Here is a 25,956-nt window from a genome sequence, read left to right as displayed (position 1 = left end):
AAGGAGTTTCTCGTTCCGATCACGCTGGAAGTGGGGCGCATTATAAGGGGATTCGGAAGCGCGTCAACCTTTAATTCCAATAAACCCTAATATCGATGAAAAACAAAGCGGGGAGGCCTGTCGGCCTCCCCGCTTCACTTCATGCCTTAAAGGCTGGGGAACGCAAACTGCGACGCCTCATGGCTCGCCCGCTGCGGCCAGCGCTGGGTAATTGCCTTGCGGCGGGTATAAAAACGCACACCGTCCGGGCCGTACGCGTGCAGGTCACCAAACAGCGAGCGCTTCCAGCCACCAAAGCTGTGGTAAGCCACCGGCACCGGCAGCGGTACGTTGACGCCGACCATGCCCACTTCGATCTCGTCACAGAACAGGCGCGCGGCCTCACCATCGCGGGTGAAGATGCATGTGCCATTGCCATACTCGTGATCATTGATCAGCTGCATGGCCTGCTCCAGGCTATTCACCCGCACCACGCACAGCACTGGGCCGAAGATCTCTTCTTTATAGATGCGCATCTCTGGCGTCACCTTGTCGAACAGGGTGCCACCCACGAAGTAACCATCTTCATTACCGGCTACACGCAAACCTCGGCCATCCACCACCAGCCTGGCGCCAGCGGCAACGCCGTCATCTATATAGCCGACCACCTTGTCACGGGCGGCGGCAGTTACCAGGGGGCCCATGTCCAGCCCACACGAAGTACCAGCACCAATCTTCAGTGCCTTGATCTGCGGTTCCAGCTTGGCGATCAGGGCATCGGCAACCTGGTCACCCACACACACCGCCACGGAAATGGCCATGCAACGCTCGCCGCACGAACCGTAAGCTGCACCCATCAGCGCGCTGACGGCGTTGTCCAGGTCGGCGTCAGGCATCAGCACCGCATGGTTCTTAGCGCCGCCCAGGGCCTGGACGCGCTTGCCGCGCTTGGTGCCTTCGGCATAGATGTACTCGGCGATCGGGGTGGAGCCGACGAAGCTCAGCGCTTTCACCTCCGGCGCCTCGATCAGCGCATCCACGGCTTCCTTGTCACCATGCACCACGTTGAGAATGCCTTTCGGCAAGCCGGCCTCGAGCAACAGCTGGGCGATGTACAAGGTCGAGCTCGGGTCACGCTCGGACGGTTTGAGGATAAAGGCGTTACCGCAGGCAATGGCCAGCGGGTACATCCACAGCGGGACCATGGCCGGGAAGTTGAACGGGGTGATACCCGCCACCACGCCCAGCGGCTGGAAGTCGGACCAGGCGTCGATGTTCGGGCCAACGTTGCGGCTGTACTCGCCCTTCAGCACTTCAGGCGCCGCACAGGCGAACTCGACATTCTCGATGCCACGCTTCAGTTCACCAGCGGCGTCTTCCAAGGTCTTGCCATGCTCTTCGCTGATCATTTGCGAGATGCGGGCTTCGTTCTGTTCCAGCAGTTGCTTGAAGCGGAACATCACCTGGGCACGCTTGGCCGGCGGGGTGTTGCGCCAGGCCGGGAACGCAGCCTTGGCGGAATCGATCGCTTCCTGCACGGTCGCGCGGCTGGCCAGCTCGACCTTGCGTACTGCCTGGCCAGTGGCCGGGTTGAAGACATCGGCGGTGCGCTCACCCTTGGTAACCAGCTCGCCATGGATCAGGTGCTGAACAATGCTCATTCAAAACTCCAATAAAGAAGGTAGATGCCGGCGCGCAATCAACTCACGCGCCTTACGTCAAATTCGAAAAGGTCAGTCGACCTTGTTCAACGCTTCACCGACCGCGTCGAACAAACGGTCCAGTTCCTGCGGCTGGGTATTGAAGGTTGGGCCGAACTGCAGGGTGTCACCGCCAAAGCGTACATAGAAGCCGGCTTGCCAAAGCTTCATGGCAGCTTCATAGGGGCGGACGATGGCATCACCATCGCGGGCAGCGATCTGGATCGCGCCGGCCAGGCCGTAGTTGCGGATGTCGACGACGTTCTTGGTGCCCTTGACGCCGTGCAGCAGCTTCTCGAAATGCGGCGCCAGCTCGGCGGCCGACTGCACCAGGTTTTCCTTCTGCAGCAGGTCGAGTGCGGCGATACCGGCGGCGCAGGCAACCGGGTGCGCCGAGTAGGTATAGCCGTGCGGGAATTCCACTGCATATTCCGGGGTCGGCTGGTTCATGAAAGTCTGGTAGATCTCGCTGCTGGCGATCACTGCACCCATCGGGATGGCGCCGTTGGTGACCTGCTTGGCGATGCACATCAGGTCTGGGGTAACGCCGAAGGCCTCGGAGCCAGTCATGGCACCCATGCGACCGAACCCGGTGATCACTTCGTCGAAGATCAGCAGGATATTGTGCTGAGTGCAGATTTCGCGCAGACGCTTCAGGTAGCCCTTGGGCGGCGGTAGCACGCCTGCCGAACCTGCCAGCGGCTCGACGATCACGGCGGCGATGTTCGAGGCGTCGTGCAGCTCGATCAGCTTGAGCATCTCATCGGCCAGGGCGATACCGCCCTCCTCCGGCAGGCCTTTGGAGAAGGCGTTCACCGGCAGCACGGTGTGAGGCAGGTGGTCGACATCCAGCAGCTGGCCGAACATCTTGCGGTTGCCGTTGACGCCCCCCAGGCTGGTACCGGCGATGTTCACGCCATGGTAGCCACGGGCACGGCCGATGATCTTGGTCTTGGTGGCCTGGCCTTTCAGGCGCCAGTAGGCACGGACCATCTTCAGCGCGGTGTCGGCACACTCGGAACCGGAGTTGGTGTAGAAGACGTGGTTCAGGTCACCCGGGGTCAGCTCTGTGATCTTCTCGGCCAGCTGGAACGACAGCGGGTGGCCAAACTGGAAGGCTGGCGAGTAATCCAGGGTATTGAGCTGACGGGCAACTGCGTCGGCAATCTCTTTGCGGGTATGCCCGGCGCCGCAGGTCCACAGGCCCGACAAGGCATCGAAGATCTTGCGCCCTTTGTCGTCGACCAGGTAATTGCCTTCGGCCGCCACGATCAGGCGTGGGTCACGGTGGAAATTGCGGTTGGCGGTGTAAGGCATCCAGTGCGCATCCAGCTTGAGCTGGCTGGCGATACCGGTGGTGGCGGTTTCGGGCATGTTCATCGGCGGTTCCTAGAAAGACGATTAGGCAACGATGGATGTTGTTGCAGCTAAATTGGCACGCAGATAAAGTCTGAAAAAGCCTGCATTTCTAATCTTCAGGTAGTACAAGACTAAACTTATGAGCCGACGCCCCGATCCTCTCGCACAAGTCAGCGATTTCGACATCCGCCTGCTGAAAATCTACCGAAGCGTAGTCGATTGCGGTGGCTTCTCGGCCGCGGAGAACGTGCTGGGCATCGGCCGTTCAGCCATCAGCCAGCAGATGAACGACCTTGAGCAGCGCTTGGGATTGCGCCTGTGCCAGCGTGGCCGCGCCGGCTTTTCGCTGACCGAGGAGGGCCGTGAGGTCTACCATTCGGCGCTGCAACTGCTCAGTGCGCTGGAAACCTTCCGCACCGAAGTCAACGGCCTGCACCAGCATTTGCGCGGCGAGCTGAACATCGGCCTGACCGACAACCTGGTCACCCTGCCGCACATGCGCATCACCCATGCCCTGGCCGAACTCAAGGACCGCGGCCCCGATGTGCGTATCCAGATCCGCATGATCGCGCCCAGCCAGGTCGAGCAGGGTGTGCTCGACGGCAGCCTGCATGTAGGCGTGGTACCACAGACCAGCCCGCTCTCGGGCCTTGAGTACCAGCCGCTGTACAGCGAACGCTCGCTTCTCTATTGCGCGGTCGGGCACCCGTTGTTCTACGCCGACGACCAGCAGATAGACGACGAACGCCTCAACGACCAGGAAGCGATCGCCCCGACCTTCCGCCTGCCCGCCGAAATCCAGGCGCACTACCAAGCCTTGAACTGCACCGCCAGCGCGTCTGACCGCGAAGGCATGGCCTTTCTGATCCTCACCGGCCGCTACATCGGCTATCTGCCCGACCACTACGCGACCTTCTGGGTGCAGCAAGGCCGTCTGCGCGCACTCAAACCCACCCAGCGCTTCTACGACCTGAGTCTGAGCTGGGTTACACGCAAAGGCCGACGGCCGAACCTGGTGCTGGAAAGCTTCCTCGAGAGCCTGGCTGCGACACGCTAATGCCTGCTTGTGACGCTAATGCTTGTCACTTCAGCGCAGGCAGGTAATCTTGTCCGACATCCGTTGCCACAGACCCGTACGGAATCGTCCATGACCCTAGAAGTCCCTGCGCATCGCCTTTCCGCCTCGGGCAAGCCCGCCGGCCGCATCCGCCAGAAGAACGAACAGGCCATCATCCAGGCCGCCGAAGACGAATTCGCCCGCCATGGCTTCAAGGGCACCAGCATGAACACCATCGCGCTGAAAGCTGGCTTGCCCAAGGCCAACCTGCATTACTACTTCACCAACAAGCTCGGCCTGTACATTGCCGTGCTGAGCAACATCATCGAACTGTGGGACAGCACCTTCAACACCTTGAGCGTCGAGGACGACCCCGGTGCCGCACTGAGCCATTACATTCGCACCAAGATGGAGTTCTCGCGGCGCAACCCGCAGGCCTCGCGGATCTTCGCCATGGAGGTGATCAGCGGGGGCACCTGCCTGACCGAGTACTTCAGCGCCGACTACCGCGAGTGGTTCCGTGGCCGTGCAGCGGTGTTCCAGGCCTGGATCGAGGCGGGCAAGATGGACCCGGTCGACCCCGTGCACCTGATCTTCCTGCTGTGGGGCAGCACCCAGCACTATGCCGACTTCGCCACCCAGATCTGCCAGGTCACCGGCCGCAGCCGCCTGACCAAGCAAGACATGGAAGACGCGAGCAACAACCTTATCCACATCATCCTCAAGGGGTGCGGCATCACGCCGAGTGCCTGACGTCTATCTATGCCTTCTACCCTGCTCGACCTCTGCGAATTTCGCGAGGAAATCCGCAAGAGCCGTTTCATTACCCTCGCCGGCCCGATTACCAGTGCCGCCGAGGCGATGAGCTTCATCGAACGCCACAGCGACCTGGCCGCCACGCACAACTGCTGGGCCTGGAAGCTGGGCGGGCAATACCGCAGCAACGACGATGGCGAACCCGGCGGCACCGCTGGGCGGCCGATCCTGGCGGCCATCGAAGCACAGGACTGCGACCAGGTGGTGGTACTGGTGATCCGCTGGTACGGCGGCATCCAGCTGGGCACCGGAGGCCTGGCCCGGGCTTACGGCGGCGGTGCCAACAAGTGCCTGCAGCAGGCGCCGAAAAGGCTGCTGGTACAACGCAGCGAATACCGTTGCAGCTGCAGCTTCAGCGAACTGGCGCTGGTCAAATTGCGCTTGGCCGAAGTCGACGGGCTGGTGCTGGATGAGCAGTTCACTGCCAACGGGGTTGATTTGCAGATCGCCGTAGGCGAGGCGCACCTCGGCCCGCTGCAACAGCAACTGGCGGACCTCAGCCGGGGGCGCATTGTGCTGGAAAGCAGTTAGCAGGATTGCTCACAACTACTGTGGGCCTGCCTGTGGATAAGCTTGGGGTATTCGTCTGCAGCCCATACTTATCAAGGCCTACAGAAGATTGAGCATATTTTGATCACTGTTTGATGACAGCCGTAAAGTACTGAACCGTTGAGAGTTATCCCCAACGTGTCAAGCAGAAGTCACCGGCGATTACGCTCAGCTTGCGCACAGTAACTGTGGATCAGCCTGTGGATAACCCGTTAGCCAACAACCCAAGCGCCCGTCTGCGCGCGGCCAAACGCTACTGATCATTTTTTAATCAGGCGTGAATACAGGCGCATTCTGCCCGCCTGAAGTATGCTGAATTCCTTTTTCACCGATAAAGGAATGTTCCTATGGCAACTTCAAGAACTGCCCTCATCATCGGCGCCTCCCGCGGGCTTGGCCTGGGCTTGGTGCAACGCCTGAACGAAGATGGCTGGAACATCACTGCCACGGTTCGCGACCCACAGAATCCCGGCGCCCTGAAAGATGTCCCCGGAGTACGCATCGAAAAGCTGGAGATGAACGACACCGCCCAGCTCGATGGCCTGAAGCAGCGCCTGCAAGACGACGTGTTCGACCTGGTGTTCGTCAATGCCGGTGTCATGGGCCCCCTGCCGCAAGACCTGGAAACCGTGCAGCGCACCGATATCGGCGACCTGTTCATGACCAACGCCGTGGCACCGATCCGCGTTGCCCGCCGCTTGGCCGGCCAGGTACGCGAAGGCACCGGCGTACTGGCGTTCATGAGCTCGATCCTGGGCAGCGTCACCATCCCGGACGGTGGCGAGGTCTGCCTGTACAAAGCCAGCAAGGCCGCCCTGAACTCGATGATCAACAGTTTCGTGGTCGACTTGCAGCGCCCAGACCTCTGCGTGCTGGCCATGCACCCGGGCTGGGTGAAGACCGACATGGGCGGCGAGAACGCCGAAATCGACGTGCTCACCAGTACCCGAGGCATGCTCGAACAGATCAAGGCACAAAGCGGCAACGGCGGCCTGCGCTTCATCAACTACAAGGGCGAAACCCTGACCTGGTGAGTGGTATCTGATCGGTGGTTGCAGCAATGCAGGGCCTGGCCGGGCGCAATGCCTGGCCAGGCCCTGTAGAATGGCGTCAACCGTACCTGATTTGAGAACACCCACTATGTATGAATGGTTGAACGCCCTGCCCAAGGCCGAACTGCACCTGCACCTTGAAGGTTCGTTGGAGCCCGAACTGCTGTTCGCCCTGGCCGAGCGCAACAAGATTGCCTTGCCCTGGAACGACGTCGAAGCCCTGCGCAGCGCCTATGCCTTCAACAACCTGCAGGAATTCCTCGACCTGTATTACCAGGGCGCGGACGTGCTGCGCACCGAGCAGGACTTCTACGACCTGACCTGGGCCTACCTGCAGCGCTGCAAGGCGCAGAACGTCATCCACACCGAGCCGTTCTTCGACCCGCAAACCCACACCGACCGCGGCATCCCGTTCGAAGTGGTGCTCAACGGCATCAACCAGGCGCTCAAGGACGGCCGCAAGCAACTGGGCATCAGCAGCGGCCTGATCCTGAGCTTCCTGCGCCACCTAAGCGAAGACGAAGCTCAGAAAACCCTCGACCAGGCGCTGCCCTTTCGCGACGCGTTCATCGCCGTCGGCCTGGACAGCTCGGAAAAAGGCCACCCACCGAGCAAGTTCCAGCGCGTGTTCGACCGTGCCCGCAGCGAAGGCTTCGTGGCAGTTGCCCACGCGGGCGAAGAAGGCCCACCCGAGTACATCTGGGAAGCCCTCGACCTGCTCAAGATCAAGCGCATCGACCATGGCGTGCGCGCCATCGAAGACGAACGCCTGATGCAGCGCATCATCGACGAGCAGATCCCCCTCACCGTGTGCCCATTGTCCAACACCAAGCTCTGCGTGTTCGATCACATGAGCCAGCACAACATCCTCGACATGCTCGAGCGTGGCGTGAAGGTGACAGTGAACTCGGACGACCCGGCCTACTTCGGCGGCTACGTCACCGAGAACTTCCATGCCCTGCACACCCACCTGGGCATGACCGAAGACCAGGCCCGCCGGCTGGCGCAAAACAGCCTGGACGCACGCTTGGTCTGACTGTGAATACGGCGTTGCAGTCAACCCACCTGCAACGTCGGCACACGGGCAATACAATTGATCTGCTGAACGCCCAAGGCGGAAATCTGCAATGCCCGCGTGTCTTCGGCTTCGCGTATCCAGCCTGACTGCAGGAACAACCTGAGCAAAGCCTGCCCCAGGCTGCCGCCCAGGTGCGGCCCTTGATCGCTCCATTCATTGCAGTGGCAGATCACGCAGCCGCGCTTTTGCTGAGGCGCCAGGGCATCGATGTAGACGCCGATAGCGGCCAACTGCAAGCGCCCCTCTTCGCTGACCATCAGCTGCTGCTCATTACCCTCCAACCAGCCTGCCACCACCAACCGGTGATACAGCTCACCCGCCAGTTCGCCCCCCAGATGATCCCCACAGCGACGGGCACGACGCATCGACATCGGCAGTTGCAACGGCATCGCCCGGCGGTCGCCTTCCCGCCCGAGCTGCACGCTGGCCAAGGCTTCGACTGCCGCACCTACCTGCGGCGTCGCCAACCTGAAGTAGCGTTTGCGCCCCCGCGCCTCGAGCCTCAGCAAGCCCGCCGAAGACAATAACGACAGGTGCGCGCAGGCCGAGGACGAGGTCAACCCGGCCATCATCGCCAGCTCATCGGTGGGCCTCGGTGTGCCATCGATCAGCGCCCATAGCATTGCGCTGCGCTTGGGGTCGGCCATCAGGCCGGCAATCTGACTGATACTGCTGACTGCATTCATGTCCCTTCAACTCCCTGCGAGATCACTTCTGATTTCCAATGGCCAACCTTGGCAACGCCGAGCGCCACCCAGCAGCAGCCGGCCTGACACGTGGCCAGTATAAGCCGCACGATCGCCCCCTCCGGCAGCCGACCCTGCGGCCGGAACGGGCTAAAGTGGCGTGGGTAGGGTGACCCTCTCGCACGTTGCAAAATGATGCGTAGGTTGCGGTGAGGGACAGAAAGCCGTGAGGCAAGGGGGAAGCAACAACGCATGAGGAAGAATGTCCCCCTGCGGCCAGTGACTATCCTGACAGCGGTGTTCCTCAAATAGCGCAAAAAAAAACGAAGGTTCTACATGCATCCAGACATTGCGTCCGGGAGCATCGGTGGAGCCGGCCGGAGGGTATCCTGACCGCCAGTCAGGATACCCATTCAGGCCGTGGCGTCAGGTGACCGCAGCGCTACACTGGATGCGCTTTCCCCACCTTTCGCAGGTATGCCGCGATGAAGATAATCGTCAGTGCGTCGAACCGTAATCCCAACTGCCCGTGGCAGGTGAGGCTCGACCAGCATGTGGTGAGTTTCCGCAGCGAGGCCGAAGCACGTGCCTTCGTCGATACCCTGGAAACCCGCCTGCGGGCACCTCACCCGCTTATGCCGGACGCCTGGCCTGCGAACGCCGGGTCAACAGCGCGGCACTGACCACCAGTGCCCCGCACAAGCTGATCACCAAGGTCATTGGCACGGCACTGCCATCGTGCAGCAGGCCCACCAACGATGCCGCGCCTGCGGCGACGCTGAACTGCAGGCAACCCATCAGGGCCGAGGCGCTGCCGGCCCGTGCGCCCTGGCCGCTCATGGCGCAGGCCGAAGCATTGGGGATGATGCAGCCCAGGCTGGCGATGCAGACGAACAGCGGTACCAGCAATGGCCACAATTGCGCCGGGCGCAAAGCTGCCACACCGAGTAATACGAGCCCCGCCGCCAGGTACAGCCAGACTGCACGCACCAGCAGAAACGCCGGGCCACGCTTGGCCAGAAGGCGTGCATTGATTTGCGCGACGAGAATGAACCCCGCGGCGTTGGTACCGAACAGCCAGCCGTAATGCTCGGCCGGTACGCCATAGAGCTTGATAAAGACGAAAGGCGACCCGGCGATGTAGGCAAACATTCCGGCGATGGCAATCCCCCCCGTCAGCGCATGGCCAACGAACACGCGATCCGCCAATAGCCGCAGGTACTGGCGCAATGCACCCGAGAGCGGCTGGCGTGGCATGTGCGCAGGCAAGCTTTCTGGCAGCCCCAGCCCCACCGCGACCAGGCAGGCAGCGCTGAACAGGCTCAAGGTGAGGAAGATCGACTGCCACCCGGCCAGGTTCACCAGCACACCACCGAGCATCGGCGCGAGGATCGGCGCTAGCCCCATCACCAGCATCAGCTGCGAGAACACCTTGGCCGAGGCCACAGGGTCGCACTTATCGCTGACGATCGCCCGCGACAGCACCATGCCGGCGCAGCCACCCAACGCCTGGACGAAGCGCGCCAGGATCAGCGTATCGAGGTTGGGCGCGTAGGCGCAGGCCAGCGACGCCAGGGTGAACAGCGCTACGCCAAACAGCAGCGGTTTGCGCCGGCCAAAGCGGTCGGCCACCGGCCCATAGGCCAGCTGCCCCAGCGACAAGCCCAGGAAGTAGGCGGCCAGGGTGGTCTGGACATGTTTTTCATCGGTGGCGAACGCCTGCGCCATGGCCGGGAAGGCGGGCAGGTAAAAGTCGATCGCCAAGGGCCCGAACGCACTCAATGCGCCCAGGATCAGCACCATTCGCAGGTTCATCAGGAATCCATAGCAGGCTAAGCAAGCGCACAAGTCTACCTGCAGTGGACGCCATCAGCATGAAAACATTTGCAACAAAACAGGGCCGCCGAGCGGCCCCTTGAGCTTACGCCACTTCGGCTTGATAGCCCTCTTCACGGATCGCCGCCAGCAGTTGCTCAGCCGCCAGCGCACTGTGCACACGTACCTGCTTGCCAGCAAGGTCGACCTCGACCTGAGCCTTGGCATCCTGTTCCTGCACCGCACGCGTCACCGCTTTTACGCAATGGCCGCAGGTCATGCCTTGTACATTGAACACTTGCATGGGTCTTGCCTCCTTCAGGGTTTAGCGCAGTTTCAAGCTTGCCATCGGGGCAAGGTCAAGTTCTGCCTGACACGGCCGGGCTGGAAATCCGGGTAAACCTCGGCCAAGCTGCGCCTTTGACGTTATGGCAAGCAGGAGAGTCTTCATGTTCAGGGCAGCAGTGAGCGTTGTCGGGTTGATGGCCGCGCTGGGCGCAGTGCCACCGGCCAGCGCCGAGGGCAACTCGGACTACAGCGTACTGATCATTTCGCGGGAACGCCTGGAAGTGGCCACCAGCTGTGAAATCGGCGTGTACCTCAACGATCAGCTATCCGGGCGTTTGTTCCAGGAACAGTCAACCTCCTTCAACTTGCCACCCGGCCCTGTCGACGTGCGCTTGCGCCTGCTGCCGGGGCAGATGCCCGGCTGCGCCCCCGGCATCGAGGACCAACGCAGCACACGACTGACCCTACAGGCGGGCCAGATCAACAAATACCGCATTGCCATGGGCCACAATGGGCTAGTGCTAAGGCGCGCCAACCTGGAGTATTGACCTTCCCCGCATGGCAAGGTTGATGCTGGAGGCCTGCCCAAGGAGGAGAGCCATGCCTGCATCCACCGTTTTCGACCTGCCGATTTCCGGCATGACCTGCGCCAGCTGTGCTGGCCGTGTCGAGCGCGCCCTGCGCAAGGTCAACGGCGCTGACCACGTCAGCGTCAACCTCGCCACCGAACAGGCCCGGGTCCAGGCCCCGGCCGACAGCCTGCCCGCCTTGGTTGACGCCGTACGCGGCGCTGGCTACGGCGTGCCGACCCGCACCCTGGAGCTGCAGATCGGCGGCATGACCTGCGCCAGTTGCGTCGGCCGTGTCGAGCGCGCCCTCGGCAAACTGCCGGGGGTCGAGCAGGTCAGTGTCAACCTGGCCAGCGAACGCGCCCACCTCGAGGTGCTGCAAGCCCTGGATGACGCCCTGCTGATCGAAGCTGTCGAGCACGCCGGCTACAGCGCCAGCCTGCCGCAATCGGCCCAGGACGACCAACAGGATGCCCAGCGCCGCCTGCGCAAAGAACGCCTGGCGGTCGGCGCCGCCCTGTTGCTGGCCTTGCCCCTGGTGCTGCCGATGCTGGTGCAGCCATTCGGCCTGCACTGGATGCTGCCCGCCTGGGCGCAATTCCTGCTGGCCACCCCGGTGCAGTTCATCCTGGGTGCGCGCTTTTATGTGGCGGCCTACAAGGCCGTGCGCGCCGGTGCCGGCAACATGGACCTGCTGGTGGCGCTGGGCACCAGTGCCGGTTATGGCCTGAGCCTGTACCAGTGGGCGCAGGCCCCTGCCGGCATGGCCCCGCACCTGTACTTCGAGGCATCGGCGGTGGTCATCGCCCTGGTGCTGCTGGGCAAATACCTGGAAAGCCGGGCCAAACGCCAGACCGCCAGTGCCATACGCGCGCTCGAAGCGCTGCGCCCCGAGCGCGCCGTCAGGCTGGTCGATGGCCAGGAAGAAGCGGTTGCGATTGCCCAGCTGCGCCTCGGCGACTTGGTGCTGGTCAAGCCCGGTGAGCGCTTCCCGGTCGATGGCGATGTGGAAGAAGGCAGCAGCCACGCCGACGAAGCCCTGATCAGCGGCGAGAGCCTGCCGGTGCCCAAGCAACCGGGCGACAGCGTCACCGGTGGCGCCATCAACGGCGAAGGCCGGCTGCTGGTGCGCACCCGGGCATTGGGCAGCGAGACCGTGCTGGCCAGGATCATCCGCCTGGTCGAAGACGCGCAGGCGGCCAAGGCACCGATCCAGAAACTGGTGGACCGCGTCAGCCAGGTGTTCGTCCCGGCCGTGTTGGTGATTGCGTTGATGACCCTGGTCGGCTGGTGGCTGGCCGGCGCACCGCTGGAGACAGCGCTGATCAACGCCGTCGCCGTGCTGGTGATTGCCTGCCCGTGCGCCCTCGGCCTGGCCACGCCTGCGGCGATCATGTCCGGCACCGGTGTCGCCGCGCGCCATGGCATCCTGATCAAGGATGCCGAAGCGCTGGAGCGTGCCCATGCGGTGGACCGCGTGGTGTTCGACAAGACCGGCACGCTCACGTCCGGTAGCCCGCGCGTAGTCCATAGCCAAGCTGTGGACATTGATAGCGGCGAGCTGCATCGCCTGGCCGGCGCCCTGCAACGCGGTAGCGAGCACCCTTTGGCCAAGGCCGTACTCGATGCCTGCACCGAGCAGGGCCTGGACATTCCCGGCGTGGCTGACAGCCAGTCGCTGACCGGCCGTGGCATCGCAGGCCAGGTAGAGGGGCGTGAACTGGCGCTGGGCAACCGTCGCCTGCTCGACGAAAGCGGCCTGCAGCCCGGTAACCTGGCTGACAAGGCTCAGGCCTGGGAAGCCGAAGGCCGTACCCTGTCGTGGCTGATCGAACGCGGCGCGCAGCCCCGCGTGCTCGGCCTGTTCGCTTTCGGCGACAGCCTCAAGCCCGGCGCCGAACAGGCGATCGCGACCCTGCACGGGCAACACATCAGCTGCCACCTGCTCACCGGCGACAACCGCGGCAGCGCCAAGGTGGTGGCCGATATCCTCGGCATCGACGATGTGCACGCCGAAGTGCTGCCGGCAGACAAGGCCGCCACCGTGGCCGAGCTGAAAAACAACGGCGTGGTGGCAATGGTCGGCGACGGCATCAACGATGCCCCGGCCCTGGCGGCCGCCGACATCGGCATCGCCATGGGCGGTGGCACCGATGTGGCCATGCAGGCCGCCGGCATTACCCTGATGCGTGGCGACCCGCGCTTGGTGCCGGCCGCCCTGGAAATCAGCCGCAAAACCTACGCTAAAATCCGCCAGAACCTGTTCTGGGCCTTCATCTACAACCTCATCGGCATTCCCTTGGCCGCGCTGGGCTACCTCAACCCGGTGCTGGCCGGCGCCGCCATGGCGCTGTCCAGCGTCAGCGTAGTGAGCAACGCCCTGTGGCTGAAAACCTGGAAACCGTCCAGCACCCGGCAGGAGAATCAATGAACATCGGCCAGGCCGCCCGCCGCAGCGGGCTCAGCACCAAGATGATCCGCTATTACGAAGCCATCGGCCTGCTCAAGCCGGCCACCCGCAGCGACAGCGGCTACCGCCTGTACCAGCCGCAAGACCTGCACAGCCTGGCCTTCATCAAGCGCTCCCGCGACCTGGGGTTTTCCCTGGAGGAAGTCGGCAAGCTGCTGACCCTGTGGCAGGACCGGCAACGCGCCAGTGCCGACGTCAAGGCACTGGCCCTGCAGCACATCGATGCGCTGAACCAGCGCATCGAGGAACTGGTCAGCCTGCGTGACACGCTGGGCGAACTGGTCGCCCACTGCAAGGGCAATGACCGGCCAGACTGCCCGATTCTGAAAGACCTGGCCAACGGCGGTGAGTGCTGTCACTGAGGACATAGGCCCTATCGCCGGGGCTTTGGTATGCCATATTAGCCTAAACCCGACCGAATAGTCGCCAAATGCGACTTCACCCAATAAATACGGGCATTTACGCTCAAAAAAACCCGGACGCTGCCGATGTAGAAGTACCTGCCTCGCGTGTCGAAAAAAATAAATTCCGGGAGCGTCGATGAACATCAAACAGAAACTGACCTGGGCCTTCGCGGTGATCGCCGCGCTGCCCATCGTCCTTGTGGCCACACTGGTGGTCATCAATATGCGCGGTGAAGCCCGCGATGGATTCCTCGACAGCAGCAGCCGGGAAATCCGCCAGGTCAGCAACGCAATGAACATCTTCTTCCAGGGCATCGACCAGAACGTCGCGTACCTCGCCTCGCAGCCTCTGGTCGCCGCTACCGGCAACAACCTGAACAAGTTCATGAGCGCCAACCCGTCCTACACGTTGGGCGACCAGGACCAGCAACTGCTGGACTTCTTCACCCGCCTGGCTGAATCCCACCCAGGCTATGCCTATGTTTCCTACGGCGTCAGTGACGGCGGCTACGTCGGCTGGCCAGCCGGCCAGAAGTTCACCCAGTACGACCCGCGCCCACGCCCTTGGTATCAGCTGGCCATGGCCAACCCCGGCAAGACACTGCGCACCGGTGCCTACTACTGGGCTGCCGACGACGCGGTGCTGGTCAGCACCGTGCGCGCCGTGGCCAACCAGCTCGGCAACCCGGGTGGCGTAGTCAACATCGACGTGTCGCTCAAAGGCCTGACCGAGATCGTCAAGCAGATCAAGCTGGGTGAAAGCGGCTACCTGATGCTGGTCGAGAACAACGGTAACGTAATGGTCGACCCCCGCGACGCCAGCCACAACTTCAAACAGCTGGCTAGCTTTGGTGACGGCTACGAGGACCTGGCAAAAGCGGGCAAGGGCTTGCAGGAAGTCGAACTGGGCGGCGTGCGCTACATGGCCAACATCTACCCCGACGAGAAACTCGGCTGGACCTTCATCGGCCTGATTCAGCAAGGCGAAGTGATGCAGACCACCACCCGCCTGACCTGGTTCATCGGCGGCATCGCGCTGGTGCTGGCGGCACTGTTCGCCGTGGTCGGTGCAGCGTTCGCCAAGCTCATCGTGCGCCCGATCAACAGCGTCTCCAGTGGCCTGGAAGGCATCGCCCAGGGCGAAGGCGACCTGACCCGCAACCTTGAAGTGCGTGGCCGCGACGAAACCGCGCAACTGGCCAGCTGGTTCAACCAGTTCCTCGGTGCCATCCGCAGCCTGATCCAGCACATCGGCTCGGCCGCCAGCAATATCCTCGCAACCTCCACCAGCTCGACCCGGGTTTCCGGCGACATGGCCGAGGCCGCAGGGCGCCAGCGTGAGGCCGTGGACATGGTCTCCACTGCGTTCCACGAAATGGTCGCCACCGCCAACGAAGTCGCGCGCTCCTGCAGCCAGGCCGCGCAATCGGCCGACAGCGGCCAGCAGCAGGCCCGTGAAGGCCAGCAGCAGATCGATGCGGCGGTGAACAGCGTCGATCGGCTAAGCCAGGAGATTGAACAGTCGGCGCAGTCGATCCAGCAGCTGGAACGCGACAGCAATGCCATCCAGTCGATCCTCGGCACCATCCGCTCGATTGCCGAGCAAACCAACCTGCTGGCGCTCAACGCCGCCATCGAGGCTGCCCGCGCGGGCGAACAGGGCCGTGGCTTTGCCGTGGTCGCCGACGAGGTGCGGGCCTTGGCCAAGCGCACTGCCGATTCCACCGCCGAAATCGATGGCCTGCTCGGCAACCTGGCCAGCCGCACCGCCGAAGTGGCCGAGCAGATGCACGCCAGCCTGGAAGTGTCGCAGCAGTCGGTGAGCCGCATTGGCCTGGCCCGCGACAGCTTTGGCCAGATCCGCGAGTCGGTGGACATCATCCGCGACATGAACACGCAGATCGCCACGGCGGCGGAGGAACAGCATCAGGTGGCCGAGGACATCAACCGCCATATCAGCCAGATTCACGGCGATGCGCAGTTGGTGGCCGAACTGGCCCAGGCGGCGCGCCAGGACTCGGAGAGCCTGGCCGGATTGTCCAATGAGCTGGATTCGCTGGTGCGGCGGTTCCGCACCTGATCGGTTGCCTGGGCCGGCGATAGGGCCGGTGCAGACAACACTAAAGTTTCAGCTCACCTGGGGTTGAGCCAAACATCTGCTTGAAGGCGGCAATGTAGGCTGAGGTCGAATCATAGCCACAGCCCAACGCCGCCTCTGTCACACTCTCCCCCGCCTCCAGCAACGCCAGCGACGACAACAGCCGCATGCGCTGGCGCCAGTTACGGAAACTCAACCCGGTTTCACGCTGGAACAGGCGCATCAAGGTCTTCTCCGAACAGGCCAGCTCTCGTGCCCATTGCTGCAAGGTCTGCACCTGGTCCGGCGCGGCGATCAGGCCATTGCACAGCGCCAGCAACCCCGGGTGCCGTGGCAACGGCAGGGAAAACCCCACCTCGGGCAAGGTCCGCAACTGATCCAGCAATACCGCGACCAGGCGCGCCTGGTCACTGTCGCCCTCCGGATAGTCCGCCGGGAACAGGCAAAACGCTTTGATCAGCTCGCGCGCCAGCGGCGTCACCTCCAGCACCCGGCAGTGCGCCGCAGCCCAAGGGCACGCATCACGGCGCACATACAGGCTGCGCATCTCTGCCTGCCCGGACGTCACCACTTCGTGTTCGGCATCAGCCGGGATCCACACCCCCCACTGCGGCGGCGCGAAATAGCTACCGTCACGGGTATACACACCCAACACGCCACTGATGGCATAGGAGAACTGCACCCAGTCATGGCGGTGGCGGGTGGTCCAGGAGCCCGCGCCAAGGCTCTCGGCACGGGCGTAAAGCGGCCTGGGCAGGTGGTCCAGGGCGGGAATGGCGCGGGGATGTCCGATACTCGACATAGTGATTTCTTGTAGTTTTCAGCAGACAAGGTTACCACCGCACCTCTTCGGATACTCAGCGCTCGACGATCACCGTCACCCCTTGCCCGCCCGCCGCGCAAATCGAAATCAGCCCCCGCCCCTTGCCTGCCGTCGCCAGCAGCTTGGCCAGGTTAGCCAGGATCCGCCCTCCGGTCGCGGCAAACGGGTGCCCGGCCGCCAGCGAGCTGCCCTTGACGTTGAGCTTGCTGCGGTCGATTGCGCCAAGCGGTGCCTCCAGCCCCAACCGCTCACGGCAGTAATCGGCGTCTTCCCAGGCCTTGAGCGTGCACAGCACCTGGGCGGCGAAGGCTTCATGGATTTCGTAGTAATCGAAGTCCTGCAGGTTCAAGCCATTGCGCGCCAGCAGCCGCGGAACCGCGTACACCGGCGCCATCAGCAGCCCTTCCTGGCCGTTGACGAAGTCCACTGCGGCGGTTTCGCCATCGACCAGGTAGGCCAGCACTGGCAGGCCCTGGGCCTGGGCCCACTCCTCAGTGCCCAGCAGCACCAGCGAAGCGCCGTCGGTCAGCGGTGTCGAGTTGCCCGCTGTCAGCGTGCCCTGGCCGCTGCGGTCGAACGAAGGCTTGAGCTTGCTCAGTTGATCCAGGGTCAGTTCCGGCCGCAGGTTGTTGTCACGGTTGAGGCCCAGAAACGGCGTAAGCAGGTCGTCCTGCCAGCCTTCGGCATACGCCGCCGTCAGGTGCTGGTGGCTGAGCAGCGCCAGCTGGTCCTGCTCGGCACGGCCGATCTGCCAGGTTTGCGCCATGCGCTCGCAGTGCTCGCCCATCGACAAACCGGTGCGCGGTTCGCCATTGCGCGGCAATTCAGGCTTCAAGTGCCCAGGGCGCAGCTGCAGAAAGGGCTTGAGCCGCTCACCCAGCGTTTTGCCACGGTTGGCCTGCAACAGGACGCGGCGCAAGCCCTCATTGACCGCAATAGGCGCATCGGACGTGGTGTCGACACCACCGGCGATGCCGCTGTCGATCTGCCCGAGGGCGATCTTGTTGGCCACCAACAGCGCCGCCTCCAGCCCGGTACCGCAGGCCTGCTGAATGTCGTAGGCCGGCGTTTGCGGCGACAGCCGCGAGCCGAGCACGCATTCGCGGGCCAGGCTCATGTCGCGCGAATGCTTGAGCACCGCGCCCGCCACCACTTCGCCCAGGCGCAGGCCGTGCAGGCGATAACGCTCGACCAGGCCCTCCAGGGTAACCGTGAGCATCGCCTGGTTACTGGCGGTGGCGTAAGCGCCGTTGGAACGGGCGAACGGGATTCGGTTGCCGCCCAGAATCGCGACCCGGCGAAGTGAACGCATGCTTGGCTTCCTCCTGAAACAATTAGATCCGAACAGCCTAGGTGTTTTTGCCGCATTCGAACGACCTTGCCATAAAGTTGGTCCACACTTGAATGCTTGCCTTCAGGGAGACCCGCACATGAGCGACCGCTATCTCGGCTTTGCCAACTCCAACCTCGGCCGCCGCGTCGTCGATGCCCTCGGGCTGCCAAGCCCAGCACCGCTGGAACGCTGGCAAGCTGGCCGGCTGCGCCCGGTGGAGGGTGCGCTGGTGGTGGGCGGTGGCCCCTTGGCAAACCAGGTCGAAGCCATCGCCCCGCGCCTGACCGACACGCTCTACAGCTTCAACGGCGAAGGCCTGCAGGCACCGGCCTGGGTCGCTGGCCTAGGCCCCAAGCTCAAGGCCGTAGTATTCGACGCCAGTCACCTGTCCGACAGCGACCAGCTCAAGCAGTTGCGCGAATTCTTCCAGCCCTTGCTGCGCAGCCTGGCGCCTTGCGCGCATGTGGTGATCCTCGGGCGCGCACCGGAAGGCATCGGCGACCCGCAGGCCTGCGTTGCCCAACGTGCGCTGGAGGGGTTCAGCCGCTCACTGGCCAAGGAGCTGCGCAACGGTGCCACCGCACAACTTTTATATGTTGGCGAGGGGGCGGATGAACAGCTCGAAGGCGCCTTGCGCTTCTTCCTGTCGCCCAAGAGCGCGTTCATTTCTGGCCAGGTGCTGCGCCTGCAAGCCTGCGCCAGCCAGGTTCAGGACTGGACCCGCCCACTCGCGGGCCGCCGCGCCCTGGTGACCGGAGCCGCGCGCGGTATCGGCGCCGCCATCGCCGAAACACTGGCCCGCGACGGTGCCGAGGTCATGTTGCTCGACGTGCCCCAGGCCCAGCAAGACCTCGACGCCCTCGCCGCGCGCCTGGGCAGCAAGGCACTGGGCCTGGACATCTGCGCCAGTGACGCCGCCGCGAAATTGCTCGAAGCCTTGCCCGGCGGTATCGATATCGTCGTGCACAATGCCGGTATCACGCGCGACAAGACCCTCGCCAACATGACCCCGGAATACTGGGACGCCGTGCTGGCGGTCAACCTCAAGGCTCCGCAAGTGCTGACCCAGGCGTTGTACGAAGCAGGCGCGCTGGGCGAAGACGCGCGCATCACCCTGCTGGCCTCGGTCAGCGGCATCGCCGGCAACCGCGGCCAATCCAATTACGCCGCGAGCAAGGCCGGGCTGATCGGCCTCGCCCAGGCCTGGGCGCCGAAGCTTGCCGAGCAGGGCGGCAGCATCAATGCCGTAGCCCCAGGCTTCATCGAGACACACATGACCGCCGCCATGCCCATGGGCCTGCGCGAAGCCGGGCGGCGCTTGAGCTCGCTGGGCCAGGGCGGGCGCCCGCAGGATGTCGCCGAAGCCATTGCCTGGCTCAGCCAGCCAGGCTCCGGCGCGGTCAACGGCCAAGTGCTGCGCGTGTGTGGCCAGGCATTGATGGGGGCTTGAGCATGAACCGGCACTGGCACGACCTGAACAGCCCCGACTCACGCGCCAGCCTTTACCTGCGCGCGGCCAGCAAACGCAAGATCAGTGGCGACACCCTGCCAGCGGACGGCCTGCGCTGCTTCATCCGCGTGCAGCCCGACAACCTCGCGGCCTATCGGCGGCTCTGCCACTTCACAGAAGATGGCCGTCTGCCGGCCACCTACCCGCACGTGATGGCCTTCACCCTGCAGCTGCAGCTGCTGACAGCCCACGACTTCCCGTTCCCGCTGCTGGGCCTTGTGCACCTGCACAACCGCATTGAGGTCCTGCGCCCGTTGGGCGGCATCGACGGTTTGCGCTTCGCAGTGTATGCCGACAACCTGCAGCCGCATGCCAAGGGCGGCACGTTCGACCTGGTCACCGAAGCCGAAGATGCGCTTGGCCTGCTATGGCGCGAGACCAGCCGCATGCTGGTGCGTGGCTTGAAACGGGAGGGCCAGCCCGTGACGGGTGAGGAACGTGAGCCCGAACCTTTGCCCGAGGCAACACGTTGGTACGCCGACAGCGATATCGGCCGGCGCTATGCCAAGGTATGTGGCGACTACAACCCGATTCACCTCAGCGCCACCAGCGCTCGGCTGTTCGGCTTCCCCAAGGCGATTGCCCATGGCATGTGGAGCAAGGCCATGGCGTTGGCCGCACTGCGCGGGCATCTGCCGAACAGCGGGTATGCCTTCGAGGTGGATTTCCTCAAGCCGGTACGCTTGCCCTCGGAGGTGGTGCTGAGCGCCAGTGAAGCAGGGCGCACGGGTGAGTTGCGCCTCGACGGGCATGGCGACCTGCTGCATATGATCGGCCGCTGGAGCCCACTGCAGGCGCCGTGAATCCACTTGCTTTGCATCGGGCCTGCGCCGAAGCTATGCGGCACTAGGAGACCCGCAATGAATCTGCAAGAACTCACTGAACGCCTGCACCAGATCCGTGACAACAACGACTGGCGCGGCTTCCACAGCCCGAAAAACCTGGCCATGGCCGCCAGCGTGGAAATGGCCGAGCTGGTGGAAATCTTCCAATGGCTCAGCGAAGACCAATCCCGCCAGCTGCCTGCCGACAAACTTGCCCACGCCGGCCAGGAGGTGGGGGACGTCATCCTTTACCTGCTGCTGTTGTGCAGTGAGCTGGGCCTGGACATGGAGCACGTGGTCCGCGCCAAGCTGGCCGACAGCGAGAGGCGCTTCGCCCGATGAACGACCGTCACTTCGATGAACTGGCCACCCGCTTCGCCGAGAAGATCTACGGCGGCGCCAAAGGCGCCATCCGCCTGGCCGTGCTCCAGGCCGACTTGGCCGACGCCCTGCCTGATCGCCCATTGCGGGTGCTCGACATCGGCGCCGGGCTCGGCCACATGGCGCTGTGGCTGGCCCAGCGCGGCCACCACGTGACGCTGGCCGAACCGGCCGCCCCCATGCTCGAGGGCGCCCGCGCGCGCTTCGCCGAAGCCGGCCAGCCCGCCACGTTCATCCAGGCGCCGTGGCAAGACCTGCTTGGCCAACTCACCGAACCCTACGACCTGGTGCTGTGCCACGCCGTGCTCGAATGGCTGGCCGAGCCGGAAAGCATCCTGCCGGTGCTGCACCAGCTGACCGCGCCCGGTGGCTGGTTGTCGCTGGCGTTCTACAACCGCGATGCGCTGGTGTATCGCAATCTGCTCAAAGGCCATTTCCGCAAGTTGCGCAGCAACCGGCTGGAAGGTGAAAAGCAGAGCCTGACCCCGCAAAAACCGCTTGATCCGCGTGAACTCAAGGCGCAACTTGAGCCTATCTGGCAAGTCGAAACCGAGAGCGGCGTAAGGGTGTTCCACGACTACATGCCCAAGGAATTCCAGGCCAAGGCCGAGATGCTCGACCTGCTGGAGATGGAACTGGCCCACCGCCGTCACCCAAGCTTCGCCGGGCTCGGCCGCTACCTGCACTGGATGTGCCGCCCCCGCTGACTCGCCCGCTGGGAGAAACTCATGCCGTACCGCCTGTTGTGCCTGGCCTTGTTACCGCTCGCCCTCTGCGCCTGCCAGGGCAGCAACCCCTACGTTGCCAGCAGTCGCCCGCTGCCACCGGCCCCCGCCCAGGCGGCCAGCACCTTCGACGCCAGTGCCTACCCGGCCGCGCCGCGCGACTATGGGCATTACCGCAGCTGGAGCTGGCGTGGCGGCCAGCTGCCCAGCGGTACTGCCGATGCCGACCCGGCGCAACTGGCCGACGCCGTCAGCGGCGCCCTCGACCAGCACGGCCTGCGCCCGGCCCGGGGCGCCACCGGTGACCTGCTGGTGAGTGCCGACCTGCGTCTGGAACGGCGTTTGCGCCAGGTGCGCGATTACGACTACTACGACCCCTATTACGGCCCGTCCCCCTACGGTGGCGTCGGTTTTGGCGGCTACCGCAACGGTTACGGCGCCTATGGCAGCGTGCCGATCGTGCGCACCTACGAAGTTGAAGTGATGGTGGTGCGCATCGACCTGTTCGATGCCCGCAACGGCCAGCCGGTGTGGAGCGCGAGCGCTGAAAGCGGCAGCGACAAAGGCTCGCCACGCGATCGCGAAAGCGCCTTGCGTGAGTCGGTACACAAGGCACTCAGCGGCTATCCTCCCAGTTAACGCCTAACGGAGAATCATCATGTTGCGTCGCCTCGTTCTACTGTCATTCGCGTTGTTGCTCGCCGCCTGCGCCAGCAACAACGTCCAGCAGGATTTCGACGCCAGCCGCGATTTTGCCGCCTACCGCAGCTGGGCGTGGCAAGAGCCGGGCCTGCAATACCGCCCGGATGACCCACGCATCAAGAGCGACCTCACCGAGCAGCGTATCCGTGCCGCCGTCGCCGACCAGCTAGATCAGCGCGGCCTGCGCCCGGCCCAGGGCAGCGCCCGGCCTGACCTGAAGGTGCGTGCCTACCTGATCGTCGAGCAGCGCCAGCAGCAGATCACCACCAATTACGGCGGTGGCTGGGGCGGTTATTGGGGCGGCTACTGGGGCGGGCCGATGTACAACGAGACCCGCAGCGTCGACTACAAGGTGGCAACCATCCAGGTCGACATGTTCGACGGCCGTGACGGCAAGCTGGTGTGGCGCGGCAGTGCCGAGCAGATCATGAACAATTACCCGCCAAGCCCCGAAGAACGCAACAACGCCATCCAGAAGACCGTAAGCCAGGTGCTGGGCAATTACCCGCCAGGCAGAGCCAAATAGCGGTCGCGTAGCCCGTTCGTCAGATCGCGTCTACCCTGAAGGAGAAACCTGACTGAACGGGTAGACGTGTTAAACGAATAGGGATGACGACCTGCCAATGCAAAGCATTGTTCTCCTGATGTGGCTTGCCTTGTGCTCTGAACAAGATATCCGCCAACGCCAGATCGCCAACATCCTGACCCTGGGCGCTGCGGCGTGCGCCCTGGCCTGGCTGTTCGTTACCGGCCACAGCTGGATCGGCGCCGATGCCAGCGATGCCGGCTGGGCGCTGGCGATCGTCATGCTGCTGACTTTGCCCGGCTACATGCTCGGCCGCTTCGGCGCCGACGACGTCAAGCTGATGGGCGCCCTGGCGCTGGCGACCAGCCCGCAATACGTGCTCGGCACGTTCATTGGTGCTGGCGTCAGCGTGCTGCTGTGGCTGCTGACGCGCAGGCGGCTGTGGACCCTGGCCAACCCCAAAGTGAAAAAACGCCTGCAGGCCCTGACCGAAGAGATGGGCGACAAACAAGCCTTCGTGCCCTACGTGTTGGCGGGCTTTCTGCTCACCGCGGTATGGATCCAATAACCAATTCTGTTGTCCGATAACTTGTACATGCGTTGTACAGGCTTGGAAGCAGCGTCTATGGTTAAGCTGCCAGAGCGTCTGGCCCGGGAGCAGGGCCGCTTACGAACAGGGAGTTGATCGTGAACAAGTCATTTAGTGAGGTAAAGGTTCTGGTGGTCGATGACCAGCCCCTGATCGTCGAACAGCTGTGCGAGTTCCTCGAAAACCAAGGCCACCACTGCGTGCCCGCCCTTTCCACCAACGAAGCCATCGAGCGCTATGTAGCGGATGAAGCCATTGGCTTGGTGGTCTGCGACCTGCACATGCCCGGGCGCGATGGTATCGAGCTTGTCCGGGCGTTGAAGGAAGTTGCCGGGCGCCAGCGCATGTTCGAAGCGATCATGCTCACCGGCCGTGCCGAGAAGCAGGATGTGATCCGCGCCCTGCGTGAGGGTTTCGCCGATTACTTCCAGAAACCCATGGACCTCGACGAATTGCTCGAAGGCGTGCGCCGCCAGGAACAAGTGCTGCGCGAGCGCAAAGCCAACTTCCAGGATTTGGGTAACCTCAACCAGCGCCTGCAGGACCTGGCAGGGTGCATCGACGAGCTCTATCAGGACCTCGAAAAAGCACGCGGCCAAGGCGTTCACCGCCGTGCCAGCGATACCGAAGAAGGCGAAAGCGACTTGCCCGCCGCGTTCGAGAAACTGTCGCCACGCCAGCTCGAAGTGGCCCGCCTGGTGAGCAAGGGCAAGACCAACTACCAGATTGCCTGCGAGCTGGGGATTACCGAGAACACCGTCAAGCTCTATGTCTCGCAGGTGCTGCGCCTGACCCATATGCACAACCGCACGCAGCTGGCGTTGGCGTTGACGCCAAGCTCATCGCCAGTGCATCTGCGGTTTACTACCCACTGACCCGATAGCGCAGCGCCAATGCCTGTGGGAGCGTTTACCGGCGAGCACGGGCGAAGCCCGTGCGACCCACCGCGGCGTCAAATCACTCCAACTGATAACTGATGCTGAGCATCAACCGCGGGCGACGGCTCAAGCTATCCAGTGCTACATCCGCCAGTGGCTTGGCCACTTCCAGCGCCACATTGCCGTGACTACCCGCCCCCAGGCGTACGCCCAGCGCCACCGAGCTCAAGTGCGCATCTGCGAAGGGCCCGCCGTTGTACCAGGCCTCGGCGGCATCGAGCACGGCATAAGGCTGCACCCGCTTCAACCAGCCCCTGCCACGCCGGACGCTGTAGTTCAGCTCGTAAGCCACACCCCAGCCTTTGTCGCCAGCCGCCTGGTCACGGGGGTAACCCCGGCCGAATAGCTGCCCGCCAAACACCGCGCGTTCACTGTCCGGCAGCCTGTCGTCGCTCCAGTACAGCGCGGCGGACGCCACACCCTGCCAGTTCTCGAACAGCTGCTCGCTCTGCAACCCGGAAACCCGAAAACGCAAAAAGTCCATGTCGTAGTCGGCATCGCTGCGCGCCCCCAGGTAATCCAGGCCCTGGTAGACACCCGCGCTGACGATGCGCAGGCGGTGGGCGTCAGCCTTGCGCCAGTCGCCTTCGAATGACAGCGCGCGTACATAGGTGTCGTATTCCTGCTGGCCACCGCGTCGGTCTTCGATGTGCTCACTGACCGAATACAAACGCCCGGACACATTGATCCACTCGTTGCGCACGACCATCAGTGCCTGGCCGAGGCCGATCGAATAACGCTCGCTTTCGCGCCGCGGGGCTTGGTCAGCCCCCTCCTCCAGGCGAACGCGAGTGCCCGATTCGCTGCGATAACGCGCAGCCGATAACAGCAACTGGCTGCCCTGCGCGTCCAGATACTGGCTGTAATCCAGACGCTGATAAAGCGTGTGGTCCTCCCCCGGCGGCAGCACAACGCTTGCGGTCAGTTGCTCGGCAAAGCGCGTCTGGGCGTTGCTGGAGAACGTGAACAGTGCCTGCGGGTCTTCACGGCTGCCGTCGTTCAGCGTGACAGCGGCATCCAATGGCCTGCGCTGCACGTGAAGCGTCAGGTGTGTCGTGTCATCCGGGCCCTGCGCTGCAGCCACATCAGCCTGCACCGTGAGCCCAGGAATACGTTGCGCCAGGCCGATGGCGCGCTCCAGCGTCTCCTGGGTCAGCGGCCGCTCCGCCTGCAACCGTGCCATTACCTGCTTGAGGTAATCCGCAGTCGGGCCGATATCGCCCAGCAGTTCATAGTCGTGGATGTAGCCTTCCACCAGCACCACGTGCACACGGCCATCAGCCAGGTCCTGAGGCGGCAGGTAGGCATATGAGAGAGGGTAGCCGTCACGCTGGTAGCGCTGGGTCAGGCGCTCGGTGAATTGCTGCAGCTCACCCACGGTGATCGTATGGCCTATGAGTGGTTGGTAGTGCTCGCGCAGCTCACTCAGCGGATAGACCGTGCCCCCCTCGAAGCGCACCTTGTGCAAGACCAGGCGGGTATCGGCCGGCAACCCTGGGGCGGCAGCCACGGGCGCCACCCGCCGCAGCTGCGCAGAAAGGGGACGGTAGGCGTCCACCGGCAGGTTCGCGGTGGGCAGCCGGCGTTCGTATTCGTGGCTCTCGAGAAAGCCCGGCAACGGTTCGGCCCGGGCCAGGCTGGCCCAGGTCAGCAGCAACAGGGGCACGACCAGAGGACGCATAGGA

General features: G+C 63.7%; 26 protein-coding genes and 1 pseudogene. 19 read left to right on the top strand and 8 right to left on the bottom strand.

What is annotated here, in order from left to right:
- Positions 1-146: 146 nt before the first annotated feature.
- Positions 147-1,640 carry a CoA-acylating methylmalonate-semialdehyde dehydrogenase gene (locus tag ACIPIJ_RS20185; protein WP_401079838.1) on the bottom strand — a complete coding sequence of 498 codons (1,494 nt, stop codon included), beginning with the start codon at positions 1,638-1,640 and terminating at the stop codon, positions 147-149.
- A gap of 72 nt (positions 1,641-1,712) precedes the next feature.
- On the bottom strand, positions 1,713-3,059 hold the full coding sequence (locus tag ACIPIJ_RS20180; protein WP_401079837.1) for an aspartate aminotransferase family protein: 1,347 nt from the start codon (positions 3,057-3,059) through the stop codon (positions 1,713-1,715).
- A 118-nt stretch (positions 3,060-3,177) separates the two neighbouring features.
- Between ACIPIJ_RS20180 and ACIPIJ_RS20175 the strand changes: the two genes are divergently transcribed.
- The 5 genes from ACIPIJ_RS20175 to ACIPIJ_RS20155 all read left to right on the top strand — a co-directional run bounded on the left by ACIPIJ_RS20175 (position 3,178) and on the right by ACIPIJ_RS20155 (position 7,548).
- Positions 3,178-4,095, top strand: a complete 918-nt coding sequence (locus tag ACIPIJ_RS20175) for a LysR family transcriptional regulator (protein WP_401079836.1) — start codon at positions 3,178-3,180, stop codon at positions 4,093-4,095.
- Positions 4,096-4,185: 90 nt separating this feature from the next.
- Complete coding sequence (locus ACIPIJ_RS20170; protein ID WP_401079835.1) at positions 4,186-4,848, top strand: TetR/AcrR family transcriptional regulator; 663 nt, start codon at positions 4,186-4,188, stop codon at positions 4,846-4,848.
- Between the two features lie 9 nt (positions 4,849-4,857).
- A complete protein-coding gene (locus ACIPIJ_RS20165) occupies positions 4,858-5,442 on the top strand; it encodes an IMPACT family protein (RefSeq protein ID WP_401079834.1) in 585 nt (194 codons plus the stop codon).
- Positions 5,443-5,807: 365 nt separating this feature from the next.
- Positions 5,808-6,494, top strand: coding sequence for an SDR family oxidoreductase (locus ACIPIJ_RS20160; protein WP_401079833.1), 687 nt, complete (start codon positions 5,808-5,810; stop codon positions 6,492-6,494).
- Positions 6,495-6,600: 106 nt separating this feature from the next.
- A complete protein-coding gene (locus ACIPIJ_RS20155) occupies positions 6,601-7,548 on the top strand; it encodes an adenosine deaminase (RefSeq protein ID WP_401079832.1) in 948 nt (315 codons plus the stop codon).
- Between the two features lie 20 nt (positions 7,549-7,568).
- Here the strand turns inward: ACIPIJ_RS20155 and ACIPIJ_RS20150 are convergent, their stop codons facing one another.
- Positions 7,569-8,276: a transcriptional regulator gene (locus ACIPIJ_RS20150; RefSeq protein WP_401079831.1), complete on the bottom strand. Its 708-nt coding sequence runs from the start codon at positions 8,274-8,276 to the stop codon at positions 7,569-7,571.
- Positions 8,277-8,761: 485 nt separating this feature from the next.
- Here ACIPIJ_RS20150 and ACIPIJ_RS20145 point away from each other — a divergent pair, with 485 nt between their 5' ends.
- Positions 8,762-8,959, top strand: coding sequence for a hypothetical protein (locus tag ACIPIJ_RS20145; RefSeq protein WP_401079830.1), 198 nt, complete (start codon positions 8,762-8,764; stop codon positions 8,957-8,959).
- Here ACIPIJ_RS20145 and ACIPIJ_RS20140 read toward each other — a convergent pair.
- The gene (locus tag ACIPIJ_RS20140) at positions 8,910-10,091 is read right to left on the bottom strand and encodes a multidrug effflux MFS transporter (RefSeq protein ID WP_401079829.1); all 1,182 of its coding nucleotides are present in this window, start codon (positions 10,089-10,091) and stop codon (positions 8,910-8,912) included. The genes ACIPIJ_RS20145 and ACIPIJ_RS20140 overlap by 50 nt on opposite strands.
- A gap of 106 nt (positions 10,092-10,197) precedes the next feature.
- Complete coding sequence (locus tag ACIPIJ_RS20135) at positions 10,198-10,395, bottom strand: heavy-metal-associated domain-containing protein (RefSeq protein ID WP_401079827.1); 198 nt, start codon at positions 10,393-10,395, stop codon at positions 10,198-10,200.
- Positions 10,396-10,540: 145 nt separating this feature from the next.
- On the opposite strand from ACIPIJ_RS20135, the gene ACIPIJ_RS20130 reads away from it, so the two are divergent.
- The 5 genes and pseudogenes from ACIPIJ_RS20130 to ACIPIJ_RS20110 all read left to right on the top strand — a co-directional run bounded on the left by ACIPIJ_RS20130 (position 10,541) and on the right by ACIPIJ_RS20110 (position 15,902).
- Positions 10,541-10,927 (top strand): hypothetical protein, encoded by a 387-nt coding sequence (locus ACIPIJ_RS20130; protein WP_401079826.1) that lies wholly within the window; start codon positions 10,541-10,543, stop codon positions 10,925-10,927.
- Between the two features lie 52 nt (positions 10,928-10,979).
- A complete protein-coding gene (locus tag ACIPIJ_RS20125; RefSeq protein ID WP_401079824.1) occupies positions 10,980-13,379 on the top strand; it encodes a heavy metal translocating P-type ATPase in 2,400 nt (799 codons plus the stop codon).
- Positions 13,376-13,780, top strand: a complete 405-nt coding sequence (gene cueR / locus ACIPIJ_RS20120; protein WP_401079822.1) for a Cu(I)-responsive transcriptional regulator — start codon at positions 13,376-13,378, stop codon at positions 13,778-13,780. Before ACIPIJ_RS20125 ends, cueR begins: the two co-directional genes overlap by 4 nt.
- 178 nt (positions 13,781-13,958) lie before the next feature.
- A pseudogene (locus ACIPIJ_RS20115) lies at positions 13,959-15,044 on the top strand (sensor histidine kinase); the annotation flags it as partial.
- Positions 15,045-15,134: 90 nt separating this feature from the next.
- Positions 15,135-15,902 (top strand): methyl-accepting chemotaxis protein, encoded by a 768-nt coding sequence (locus ACIPIJ_RS20110; RefSeq protein ID WP_371418633.1) that lies wholly within the window; start codon positions 15,135-15,137, stop codon positions 15,900-15,902.
- A 40-nt stretch (positions 15,903-15,942) separates the two neighbouring features.
- On the opposite strand, the gene ACIPIJ_RS20105 is transcribed toward ACIPIJ_RS20110, so the two are convergent.
- Entirely contained in the window at positions 15,943-16,722 is a 780-nt protein-coding gene (locus ACIPIJ_RS20105) for an AraC family transcriptional regulator (protein ID WP_401079820.1), read from the bottom strand.
- A 55-nt stretch (positions 16,723-16,777) separates the two neighbouring features.
- Entirely contained in the window at positions 16,778-18,055 is a 1,278-nt protein-coding gene (locus ACIPIJ_RS20100; protein ID WP_401079818.1) for an acetyl-CoA C-acetyltransferase, read from the bottom strand.
- 118 nt (positions 18,056-18,173) lie between these two features.
- On the opposite strand from ACIPIJ_RS20100, the gene ACIPIJ_RS20095 reads away from it, so the two are divergent.
- The 8 genes from ACIPIJ_RS20095 (at position 18,174) to ACIPIJ_RS20060 (ending at position 24,208) form a co-directional block, all read left to right on the top strand.
- The gene (locus ACIPIJ_RS20095; RefSeq protein WP_401079816.1) at positions 18,174-19,526 is read left to right on the top strand and encodes a 3-oxoacyl-ACP reductase; all 1,353 of its coding nucleotides are present in this window, start codon (positions 18,174-18,176) and stop codon (positions 19,524-19,526) included.
- A gap of 2 nt (positions 19,527-19,528) precedes the next feature.
- Positions 19,529-20,389 carry a MaoC family dehydratase gene (locus ACIPIJ_RS20090; protein ID WP_401079814.1) on the top strand — a complete coding sequence of 287 codons (861 nt, stop codon included), beginning with the start codon at positions 19,529-19,531 and terminating at the stop codon, positions 20,387-20,389.
- Between the two features lie 57 nt (positions 20,390-20,446).
- Complete coding sequence (locus ACIPIJ_RS20085; RefSeq protein ID WP_401079812.1) at positions 20,447-20,752, top strand: MazG-like family protein; 306 nt, start codon at positions 20,447-20,449, stop codon at positions 20,750-20,752.
- Positions 20,749-21,498 (top strand): methyltransferase domain-containing protein, encoded by a 750-nt coding sequence (locus ACIPIJ_RS20080; protein ID WP_401079810.1) that lies wholly within the window; start codon positions 20,749-20,751, stop codon positions 21,496-21,498. Before ACIPIJ_RS20085 ends, ACIPIJ_RS20080 begins: the two co-directional genes overlap by 4 nt.
- A gap of 21 nt (positions 21,499-21,519) precedes the next feature.
- Positions 21,520-22,155: a DUF4136 domain-containing protein gene (locus tag ACIPIJ_RS20075; protein WP_401079808.1), complete on the top strand. Its 636-nt coding sequence runs from the start codon at positions 21,520-21,522 to the stop codon at positions 22,153-22,155.
- Positions 22,156-22,174: 19 nt separating this feature from the next.
- A complete protein-coding gene (locus ACIPIJ_RS20070) occupies positions 22,175-22,744 on the top strand; it encodes a DUF4136 domain-containing protein (protein WP_401079806.1) in 570 nt (189 codons plus the stop codon).
- A 97-nt stretch (positions 22,745-22,841) separates the two neighbouring features.
- Entirely contained in the window at positions 22,842-23,312 is a 471-nt protein-coding gene (locus ACIPIJ_RS20065) for an A24 family peptidase (RefSeq protein WP_401079804.1), read from the top strand.
- 113 nt (positions 23,313-23,425) lie between these two features.
- Positions 23,426-24,208 (top strand): response regulator, encoded by a 783-nt coding sequence (locus tag ACIPIJ_RS20060; RefSeq protein WP_401079802.1) that lies wholly within the window; start codon positions 23,426-23,428, stop codon positions 24,206-24,208.
- Between the two features lie 82 nt (positions 24,209-24,290).
- Here the strand turns inward: ACIPIJ_RS20060 and ACIPIJ_RS20055 are convergent, their stop codons facing one another.
- Complete coding sequence (locus ACIPIJ_RS20055; RefSeq protein ID WP_401079800.1) at positions 24,291-25,952, bottom strand: ShlB/FhaC/HecB family hemolysin secretion/activation protein; 1,662 nt, start codon at positions 25,950-25,952, stop codon at positions 24,291-24,293.
- Positions 25,953-25,956 lie beyond the last annotated feature (4 nt).

This window comes from Pseudomonas sp. NPDC087185 (assembly GCF_044744955.1).
Taxonomy (GTDB): Bacteria; Pseudomonadota; Gammaproteobacteria; order Pseudomonadales; family Pseudomonadaceae; genus Aquipseudomonas.
The sequence above is the reverse complement of the archived record's forward strand: the minus strand, read 5'-3'. Positions and strand labels throughout refer to the sequence as shown.